General features: G+C 41.1%; 9 protein-coding genes and 1 other RNA gene. 1 reads left to right on the top strand and 9 read right to left on the bottom strand.

Annotated features, from left to right (window positions below; translation table 11 throughout):
- Window positions 1–412: 412 nt before the first annotated feature.
- Window positions 413–796, bottom strand: coding sequence for a cupredoxin domain-containing protein (locus ACGLXV_RS24015; protein WP_391560607.1), 384 nt, complete (start codon window positions 794–796; stop codon window positions 413–415).
- Window positions 797–1035: 239 nt separating this feature from the next.
- On the opposite strand from ACGLXV_RS24015, the gene ACGLXV_RS24010 reads away from it, so the two are divergent.
- Window positions 1036–1443 (top strand): LAGLIDADG family homing endonuclease, encoded by a 408-nt coding sequence (locus ACGLXV_RS24010; protein WP_391560606.1) that lies wholly within the window; start codon window positions 1036–1038, stop codon window positions 1441–1443.
- Window positions 1444–1770: 327 nt separating this feature from the next.
- Here the strand turns inward: ACGLXV_RS24010 and ssrA are convergent.
- From ssrA to gpmI, 8 genes are all read right to left on the bottom strand, one after another.
- Window positions 1771–2106, bottom strand: a transfer-messenger RNA (tmRNA) gene (ssrA, locus tag ACGLXV_RS24005).
- Window positions 2107–2268: 162 nt separating this feature from the next.
- The gene (smpB, locus tag ACGLXV_RS24000) at window positions 2269–2733 is read right to left on the bottom strand and encodes an SsrA-binding protein SmpB (protein ID WP_119709954.1); all 465 of its coding nucleotides are present in this window, start codon (window positions 2731–2733) and stop codon (window positions 2269–2271) included.
- Window positions 2734–2832: 99 nt separating this feature from the next.
- Complete coding sequence (gene rnr / locus ACGLXV_RS23995; RefSeq protein ID WP_391560605.1) at window positions 2833–5187, bottom strand: ribonuclease R; 2355 nt, start codon at window positions 5185–5187, stop codon at window positions 2833–2835.
- Between the two features lie 19 nt (window positions 5188–5206).
- Window positions 5207–5953: an alpha/beta hydrolase gene (locus ACGLXV_RS23990; RefSeq protein WP_391560604.1), complete on the bottom strand. Its 747-nt coding sequence runs from the start codon at window positions 5951–5953 to the stop codon at window positions 5207–5209.
- Between the two features lie 139 nt (window positions 5954–6092).
- A complete protein-coding gene (gene secG, locus ACGLXV_RS23985; protein WP_119709957.1) occupies window positions 6093–6323 on the bottom strand; it encodes a preprotein translocase subunit SecG in 231 nt (76 codons plus the stop codon).
- A gap of 374 nt (window positions 6324–6697) precedes the next feature.
- Entirely contained in the window at window positions 6698–7525 is an 828-nt protein-coding gene (locus tag ACGLXV_RS23980; protein WP_391560603.1) for an MIP/aquaporin family protein, read from the bottom strand.
- 164 nt (window positions 7526–7689) lie between these two features.
- Window positions 7690–8985: a phosphopyruvate hydratase gene (gene eno / locus ACGLXV_RS23975; protein WP_119709959.1), complete on the bottom strand. Its 1296-nt coding sequence runs from the start codon at window positions 8983–8985 to the stop codon at window positions 7690–7692.
- A gap of 152 nt (window positions 8986–9137) precedes the next feature.
- On the bottom strand, window positions 9138–10078 hold a 941-nt coding region (gene gpmI / locus ACGLXV_RS23970; RefSeq protein ID WP_391560602.1), incomplete at its 5' end, for a 2,3-bisphosphoglycerate-independent phosphoglycerate mutase.

Here is a 10078-nt window from a genome sequence, read left to right as displayed (position 1 = left end):
GTCCTGAGCCAGGATCAAACTCTCCAATAAAGAGTAAGATTAGCTCTTAAAAAGTTAAAACTTTGAATTAACGTTGACGTTTGTTGTCTTGTTCAGTTTTCAAGGTTCAATTAAGCACTTGATCATCTTACAATATCTTTTCACCATTGTCAACTTCTGCGAAAAAACTTTTTAATAGTTTTTTTCAAGTCGTTGTTGTCGGCTACAAGTAATACTATATCATCTTAATTCGCAGAAGTCAACTTCTGTTTTAAAATTATTTTTTCAAGAGGCTTCAACATCGGAAGCCAAGGATTACATATTACATAATTCTTTTATAAAAAACAAGAGGTTTATCATATATTTGTACAACTAAAATAATAAACAGCTAAAGTTGTCAAAAATAAAAGCAAGGCACGAATGGCCCTGCTAGTTAATTGACTATTACTTTTCCAACCATACCTTCCTTGACATGGTACCTACATATTAGTTCGTATGTACCAGGGGTTTTCGGATTTACAGTAATTGTTTTTTCTTTACCCGGCTGAACTTCTGCGTCAATTCCGAGCTTTTCCACTGTAAAGGTATGCTCTTTCTTACCTTTGTTTTTTAATATCAACGTTGTCGTTTTGCCATTAGGAATAGTGATAACCTTCGGATTAAAGTAATCATCGTTTAACTCAACTTCAATTGCTTTCTCCATATCCATAGGTTTCGTCACGTTCCCGTCTTTGGCAAACACACCAAATGGTGTTGTCATAACCAAAATCATCGAAAGCAAAACGAATAACCCTGTTAACCTCATTTTCACAGACAATCCCTCCTTTCCTACAACTATTTTCTTCTAATTCATAAAATATTATCACTTTAAATTTGTTTCCAGGGTCCTTCTAAATAGAGCTTTTTACAAAGATTATAGATCGACCTATCAAATCAACTTCATACAGCACTTATTTCATTATGTAATAAATTGTCCTTATTTCGTTAAGTCAAACATCTTACAATACTATAAAATAATAATATAAGAACACTTGTTCTTTAAGGGAGGGAAGCTAATTGAAGGAATGGGAAGCTTCATATATAGCTGGAATTATTGATGGTGAAGGTTCTATAACTTTAACAAGAATGCATAAAGGAGAATTTAGGAGACCTTGTATATCGATCTCCTCTACTGATAGAGAATTATTAATTTACATAAAAAGCTTAACAGATGGAGTAATAAACAATAAAAAAAATTATAATCCCGCAAAACATAAAGACTCCTACACTTTAACTATTAAGAAAAAAGAAAAGGTGTTTGAAGTATTGGAAAAAATACATCCCTATTTAAGGATTAGTAAAAAAAGAGCACGCGCCCTTTGGATTCTTAAATATTATGAAAATGTTAGTCCAAGAAATGGGAAATATACATCTACATTATTAAAACAAAAACTTCAATTTGAAGAGGATTTTTTTCGGTTATAGCGTTTTAGACAAAATAAAAACCACCAAATATGTATTTGGTGGAGACGGTGGGACGTGCTATTCCATTCTTTCGAGATGGCACTGACTATATCTTGAACCTGTAAGTTACAGGTTCTTCGGCGTATTATGCAGATCGTAGTTTTGCTTGCTTCACAAGCAGGATGCTGCATCCTAGTACTACCATGTTGGCAGCCTATAAGTCGATACACGGCTGTTGAATTGCTTCACATACCGCTCGGCATTGCCTTATCGCCACGAGTGCGACTTAGGTTTCACCGATAAAGCCGAATTTTCACTTGTATGTTACCACACAAGGCGACTATGAACTAATCGAACCCACGTCCAAAGATATCGGCACTTAAGCGTCTACGAGTGTAGTCGACATATTCGTATTTCGCTGAACCATCTGCCTATCGACAGGCGCCCGGTCAGCTAGTCTGGTTGTTCTCTTCCTTCACCCTCAGACGGTGGGATCCGGCGTAGTCCACTTAGAGTGAGTCCCTTACCCTACCACATGGACGATGGAGGGAGGAACAGCTACGCGCTATTAAGCAGCGAAAGCTAAGTTGTTGTTTGTTTTGCCAGTTATAGGCTTTGACGTTTTAACGAGGCCGATCCCCTCGACTCGCAACCTAAGCTCGAACTACCCCTGTCGAATCCGTAACGTCCCCTCAATTAAAGGTGCGCTATTGGTATTTCACGCTAGCGTACGTTAGGAAAGTCTGAAGGTAAGCTTCAGAGCTAAGATTATGTTTGTCAGTTACCCGACATAAGTTATTATAGCATACTTCTTTACGATTTCAATTGTAAGTTTTTGTAAGTAACTTATTTCTGTCTTTCTCGGAAAGCTCGTTCGATGTCACGCTTTGCTTCCTTCTTTTTCAGATCTTCACGCTTATCGTAGTTCTTCTTCCCTTTTCCAAGACCAATTAAAATCTTTGCGTAGCCATTTTTCAAGTATACCTTTAGAGGAACTAGCGCGTAACCTGCTTCCTTTGTTTCGCCTAATAGTTTATCAATTTCTCTCTTATGAAGCAATAACTTACGTTGGCGAAGAGGGTCATGGTTGTAGCGATTTCCTTGCTCGTATGGGCTAATATGAGCATTTAATAGATAGATTTCGCCGTTTTGAATTCTTGCATACGAATCTTTTAAGTTTATACGACCATTACGAATCGATTTAATTTCCGTTCCTTGGAGAACCATTCCTGCCTCATATGTTTCTTCAATAAAGTAGTCGTGGTTTGCCTTTTTGTTTTGGGCAACGACCTTCCCCATTCCTTTTGGCACGATATTCTCCTCCTTTCGTGCTCGTCTGTTTCTCTATTGTAGCAAAATTCCCCAATAGAGGGAAGAAGAGAGCCATGCTGAATGGCTCTCTCTGTATGATTACCGTTTTTTCTTACGCTTCGCTTTTGGTGCATTTTCAAAATGCTTCTTTTTCTTACGGGCAGAGCCAGGGCCAGAACCTGATCCACCGCGTGGCTTTGAGCCACCAGATCCGCCTCTTGATTCCCCAGTACCCGCTTTTCTGCGAGGCTTTTTCTCGGTACTGCCTGTTTTAAATACCCTTGGTGTACGATCGCGATCAACCGGACGAGCTCCCTTCATACCAACGACTTCAAAGTCGATGGAACGCTCGTCTTTATCAACCTTTACGACACGTACAGTAATTTCGTCTCCAATTCGGTAGACCTTCCCGGTACGCTCACCGATCATCGCATAGTGACGCTCATCAAAGCGATAATAATCATCTGTCATATAGCTAACGTGCACTAAACCTTCAATCGTATTCGGCAGCTCAACAAACATTCCAAAGTTTGTCACCGAACTAATCATTCCATCGTATTCCTCACCGATTTTATCCATCATATATTCCGCTTTTTTCAGCTCATCCGTCTCACGCTCGGCATCAACCGCACGACGTTCCATCTTAGATGTATGTTCTGCAATGTCTGGTAAGCGTGCATCCCATTTTTCACGCGTTGCTTGATCCAGCTTGCCCTCAATGAGATACGTTCGAATGAGTCGGTGAACGATTAAGTCTGGGTATCGACGGATTGGTGACGTAAAGTGCGTATAAAACTCCGTTGATAATCCAAAGTGACCGAGACTTTCTGGATCGTACTTCGCCTGTTGCATCGAGCGAAGCATGACGGTTGAAACAACCATCTCTTCCGGCTTTCCTTGTACTTCTTCAATGATTTCCTGAAGCGCACGAGGGTGAACCGCATTCGCTGTTCCTTTTACGATATAGCCAAAATTCGTGATAAACTCGAAAAACTTACGCAGTTTATCTTCCTTTGGATCTTCGTGAATACGATAGATAAATGGCACATCCAGCCAGTGGAAATGCTCAGCAATTGTTTCGTTCGCCGCAAGCATGAATTCTTCGATTAACCTTTCAGCAACGGAACGCTCACGAATGACCACATCCGTTGGTTTGCCATCCTCTTCAACAAGAACCTTTGCTTCTTTAAAGTCAAAGTCAATAGCTCCTCTAGTCATCCTCTTATTACGTAGGATAGCTGCCAGCTCTTCCATCATCTCAAACATTGGGATGAGTGGCTCGTAACGCTTCAAGAGCTCCTCGTCTTTGTCGGTTAAGATTTTATTCACGTCACTATAGGTCATACGTTCTTTTGTTTTGATCACACTTTGGAAAATTTCGTGATTAACGACTTCACCCGTTGATGTTATCTCCATCTCACAAGAAAGCGTTAGACGGTTAACCTGTGGATTCAAAGAGCAGATCCCGTTTGACAGGCGGTGCGGAATCATCGGAATCACTCGGTCCACAAGGTACACACTCGTCCCTCTATCCGCTGCTTCACGATCAATCGGAGACTCCTCCGTTACATAATGTGATACGTCAGCGATATGTACGCCCAGCTTGTAATTTCCATTAGGAAGCTTTGTAACCGTTACAGCATCGTCCAGGTCTTTTGCATCAGCACCGTCAATGGTAACGATATCTTGGTCTCGAAGATCGCGGCGACCTACGAGATCCTTTTCATCAATTTCATCTGGAGTCTCATTTGCTTGCTTGATCGCTTCTTCCGGAAATGGCCCTGGAAGTCCATGCTTATGAATGACTGAAAGAATATCAACCCCTGGATCATTTTTATGACCAAGAATTTCAATAACTTCACCTTCTGCACTTTTTCTTCCTTCTGGATACATCGTGAGATGCACGACAACCTTATGTCCTTCCACTGCCCCTTTTGCAGCAGCTTTAGGAATAAAAATATCACTCGTAAACTTTTTATCATCTGGAATCACAAAGCCAAAGTGCTTGCTTTCTGTATATGTTCCAACCACTTGCTGAATCCCACGCTCAAGAATTCTTACGATCGTTCCTTCTCGTCTCTGGCCAGATGTTTCTGAGTTTACACGTGCTAATACGGTATCACCGTGCATCGCATTATTTGTTTCATTTGGTGGGATAAAAATATCATCCATTCCCGGTTCTTCAGGAATAACGAATGCAAATCCCTTCGAGTGCCCTGTTAATTTTCCTCTTATCAGGTTCATCTTGTCTGGCAGACCGTAACGATTACTTCTTGTTCGGACGACAAGTCCCTTTTCTTCCATATGTACAAGTGCTTTAACGAAATCTTTAAAATCACCAGAGTCCTGGATCCCAAATGCTTCTTCTAGCTCCTGTACGGTTAGAGGCTTGTAGGCTTCATCCTTCATATAATGAAGAAGTTTATCGACGTGTTGTTTAATACTTTCGTCCATAGTAAACCCTCCTTTTCATTTATTCTTCCCAATTTAAACTTTCTAAAAACTGAAAAACGTCCTCGTGTAACTGTTCCTTTTCTTTATCTAGTGTGATGACGTGTCCAGATTCTTCGTACCATTTAATAGACTTTTCATCAGATTCAATTCCATTGTAAATAATATTGGCACTGTCTGTATTGATCATATGATCATGGCGCGCTTGAACAACAAACGTTGGAGCGTAAATATGATCAACATGATCACGAACATCGGCAATTAAGTTTTGCAGTGCCTTTAACGTATTCATAGGTGTCTTTTTAAAGTCATCCATCTCTGCTTCGACTTGCTCGGTTGATTTTCCTTCACGTTTTTTGAATTCACGAGCGTAATCAAGTATTCCCTCATACATGACTTCTTCACTTTTTATGTACATCGGGGCACACATTGGAACAATTCCCTTAATAGGTACAGTGTAACCCAATTTCAGTGAAAATACGCCACCTAGAGAGAGCCCGGCCACAGCAATCTCCTTGTGCCCCTTATTTTTCAGATACTCATACGCCTCTGTCACATCCTGCCACCAGTCTTCAGGTCCCGTATGAACAAGCTCTTCCGGTGGAACACCATGTCCTTTATAGTGCGGGGCATGACAGGTATAGCCTCTTTTTTCTAAAAAACGACCTAGCATTCGAACGTCAGCACTGTTACCCGTAAAACCGTGTAGAAGAAGTACCGCTCGTGGTCCCCCCTCAAACGTAAATGGCTTTGGCATAGCAATTTTCATATGTAAAACTCCTTTAAACTGTTCGTATCTATTTAATTATTGTAATCATAGTTTGCGAAGACATTCCAATGATATGTTCGAACATGTTACAACAGCCACAAAAAAACCTGACCCCGAAAGTGGCCAGGTTTGTAGACTCTTATATAACGTACGCTAGTAAGATCGTTAAGATAAAGAATAATACCGACAGAACGATCGTCGCACGGTGGAGGTATAGGTCAAGTCCACGTGCCTTTTGCTTCCCGAATAACTGTTCCGCTCCACCCGAGATAGCACCAGAAAGACCTGTACTTTTACCAGACTGAAGAAGCACAACCACAATCAAAGCGATCGAAACGACCACAAGTAATACAGTAACTAATGTTTCCATAAAAAGTCCACCTCCTAAAACGCACATTGCAGTAGTTTTAATGTACCATAACCAGCTTTGATAAACAATAGTTTTCCTGATAGGAGGAAATAAGGGGTGGTGGGAGAAAAGGTAGAGTAGATTATTTTTTACTCATCTCTCGATCTATATCTAACCAAAAATGCAGAGAGTTCTTGAAAGTTGAGTCCCCAGATGTTTTTTGGTTTATCTGCGATATTTCCGATTTATCCGCGAAAGAAATCCCCTTTTATCTGCGTTTTTTTCGATTTATCCGCGAAATCACTTTTATCCGCAAACACTGAAGAGCTCCCAATCCGAATTACTCAACTGCCAGCCACAAAAAACCGCATCCCCTCCTCGGGCTGCGGTCTGTCCTATACTTGAGCATTCATTTCTAATAACAATTTTTTATGAGTTTTCAAACCTGCCATACGAGCAACTACCAACACAATAACGATAAGCCCAATCGTTAAGATGAGCTGAGGAACCATTTTGCCAAGAAAAACAGCTTGATAAAAGAATCCACCACAGCACCCTCCAAGAAGCGGTCCTACAACTGGAACCCAAGCATATTTCCAATTCGATGACCCCTTTCCCGGAATCGGCAACAGAAAATGAACAATTCTTGGTCCTAGATCACGGGCAGGATTCATGGCGGATCCCGTCGTCCCACCAAAAGCCAAACCTAATGTAATAATTAAAAATCCAACCATAATGGGTTGCAGACCCTTCGTAAATTCAGAAGCTCCTATAGAAAGCAAGCTAAGCACTAAAACGAAGGTGGCAAAGATCTCGCTTAATAAATTGGCAAACGAATGTGGAATTGCTGGTCCCGTAACAAATATTCCAAGCTTTACATTTGGGTCTTCTGTTTCCTTCCAATGGGGCAAATAATGCAAAAATACCGCTACCGCCCCAATCATCGCTCCGAGAAACTGGCCAACCATATAAGTCGGGACAAGACTCCAGGAGAATGCTCCTGTAAAAGCAAAAGCCAAGGTGACAGCTGGATTTAAGTGAGCTCCACTATATTTTCCAACCATAAAGATCGCTAACACTACAGCAAATCCCCAAGCAAATTGAATTGAAAACCATCCCGGATTATAACTATATGATTTTTTCAGTGAAGCTCCCGCACACACACTACATCCTATAAAAATTAAAATAGCCGTACCCACTATTTCCCCAATAAAAGCGGTCATATCAAACACCTCTTCAAGTAAATAAAACGATAAGCTTGTATAGTTTTAATTTACTACAATAACAATGGGGTCTACAGATGTTCTTTTTCCTTATAATAACGGAAAAAATATTCGGCTCCAAAACCAAAAAAAGGAGTGGCACAAGGCCACCCCCCTAACTCAAATTACTTCTTTAAGTTATAAAGTGATTTCATTCCATCGTATACAGCTAATTCGCCAAGCTCGTCTTCGATGCGAAGAAGTTGGTTGTACTTAGCAATACGGTCTGTACGGCTCATAGAACCAGTTTTGATTTGACCAGCGTTTGTTGCAACTGCGATGTCAGCGATTGTAGCATCTTCAGTTTCACCAGAACGGTGAGAAACAACTGCTGTGTAACCAGCGCGCTTCGCCATTTCGATTGCTTCGAAAGTTTCAGTAAGTGTACCGATTTGGTTAACTTTGATAAGGATTGAGTTAGCAATTCCTTTTTCGATACCTTCAGCAAGCTTCTTTGTGTTTGTAACGAATAGGTCGTCACCAACTAATTGAACGCGGTCACCGATGCGCTCAGTTAATAGCTTGTGGCCTTCCCAGTCGTTTTCGTCTAAACCATCTTCGATTGAGATGATTGGGAATTCGTTTACTAATTCTTCGTAGAAATTAACCATTGCTTCAGAAGATAAACCAGTGCGGCCTTCTCCAGCTAGGTCATATTGCTTTGTTTCTTTGTTGAAGAACTCAGAAGAAGCAACGTCCATACCTAAGAAAATGTCTTTTCCAGGCTCATAACCAGCGTTTTTGATTGCTTCCATGATAACTTGTAGAGCTTCACGGTTAGAACCAAGGTTTGGAGCAAATCCACCTTCGTCACCTACAGCAGTGTTAAGACCTTTGTCAGAAAGAACTTTCTTTAATGAATGGAAAATTTCAGCACCCATACGGATTGCTTCTTTGAAAGTAGGAGCTCCTACTGGTAAGATCATGAACTCTTGGAAGTCAACGTTGTTGTCAGCATGAGATCCACCGTTGATGATGTTCATCATTGGAGTTGGAAGTTGCTTCGCGTTGAATCCGCCAAGGTAACGGTATAATGGAAGACCTACAAATTCAGCAGCAGCATGAGCAACAGCCATAGAAACACCTAGGATTGCGTTAGCGCCTAACTTACCTTTGTTGTCAGTTCCGTCTAATTGGATCATAGTACGGTCGATTCCAACTTGGTCAGTTACGTCCATACCGATGATTTCTTCAGCGATAATGTTGTTTACGTTATCTACAGCTTTTTGAACACCTTTTCCAAGGTAGCGTGACTTGTCGCCATCACGTAGTTCTACTGCTTCGTGCTCACCAGTTGATGCACCAGATGGAACGATAGCGCGTCCGAATGATCCAGACTCAGTGATTACTTCTACTTCTACAGTTGGGTTTCCGCGAGAATCTAATACTTCACGAGCGTATACATGTTGAATATATGGCATGATAAAATCTCTCCTTATTATAGAAAATTTTTATTTTTTATTGGGGTCAGTTTCGCCAAAGGCGTAAACTGCCTTTTTAATTTTGAAAAATGGTCAGTAACGCTTGCTTCCGCCATGTGCTAGCAGGTCCGGCATCCACAATCGATACTAAATTATTTCTTAAGTAATGTCTTCCCAGTCATTTCAGCTGGTTGTGCTACGTTTAATAGTTCAAGCATCGTTGGTGCAAGGTCGCCAAGGATTCCGTCTTCACGAAGCTCTATGCCTTCCTTTGTAACGATAACTGGAACTGGGTTTGTGGTGTGAGCAGTCATTGGGTTACCCTCTAATGTCACTACTTCATCAGCATTCCCATGATCGGCTGTGATTATCGCTGTTCCACCTTTTTTAATGATCAGATCAACAATACGACCAAGGCACTCATCTACCGTTTCAATCGCTTTAATTGTTGGCTCTAACATTCCAGAGTGACCTACCATATCAGGATTAGCGAAGTTTAAGATAATCGCATCGAAGTTATCTTCCTCGATCTCTTTTACTAACGCGTCTGTTACTTCATAAGCACTCATTTCTGGTTGAAGGTCATATGTTGCAACTTTTGGTGAGTTGATCAAGATACGCTTTTCACCAGGGAATTCCGCCTCACGTCCACCGCTCATGAAGAACGTTACGTGTGGGTACTTTTCTGTTTCAGCAATACGAAGCTGTGACAGATTGTTTTGAGATAACACTTCACCGAGTGTGTTATCAAGGTTCGTTGGCGCAAAGGCAACATATCCGTCAACCGTTTCACTAAAGTGTGTTAAGCACACGAAGTTTAATTGTTGTGGATGCTTATCGCCGCGGTCGAACGAACGGAAATCTTTATTTGTAAACGTGTTAGAAATTTGGATCGCACGGTCTGGACGGAAGTTGTAGAAAATAACTGCGTCGTTATCAGAAATCGTTGCAACCGGCTCTCCGTTTTCCCTTTTCAAAACAGAAGGAAGAACGAATTCGTCGAAGATTCCGTTGTTGTAAGAGTCTTCTACAACATCCATAGCGTTTGAGTAGGCAGGACCTTCTCCATACACCATAGCACGGTAAGACTTTT

Origin of the sequence: Robertmurraya sp. (assembly GCF_036676585.1) — a bacterium.
Lineage (GTDB): Bacteria > Bacillota > Bacilli > Bacillales > Cytobacillaceae > Robertmurraya_A.
The sequence above is the reverse complement of the archived record's forward strand: the minus strand, read 5'-3'. Positions and strand labels throughout refer to the sequence as shown.

Bases quoted from the DNA above. Each gene is read 5' to 3' on its own strand.
- rnr (WP_391560605.1), bottom strand. From the start codon at position 5,187: ATGGACGAAAGTATTAAACAACACGTCGATAAACTTCTTCATTATATG.
- ACGLXV_RS23990 (WP_391560604.1), bottom strand. From the start codon at position 5,953: ATGAAAATTGCTATGCCAAAGCCATTTACGTTTGAGGGGGGACCACGA.
- secG (WP_119709957.1), bottom strand. From the start codon at position 6,323: ATGGAAACATTAGTTACTGTATTACTTGTGGTCGTTTCGATCGCTTTG.
- ACGLXV_RS23980 (WP_391560603.1), bottom strand. From the start codon at position 7,525: ATGACCGCTTTTATTGGGGAAATAGTGGGTACGGCTATTTTAATTTTT.
- eno (WP_119709959.1), bottom strand. From the start codon at position 8,985: ATGCCATATATTCAACATGTATACGCTCGTGAAGTATTAGATTCTCGC.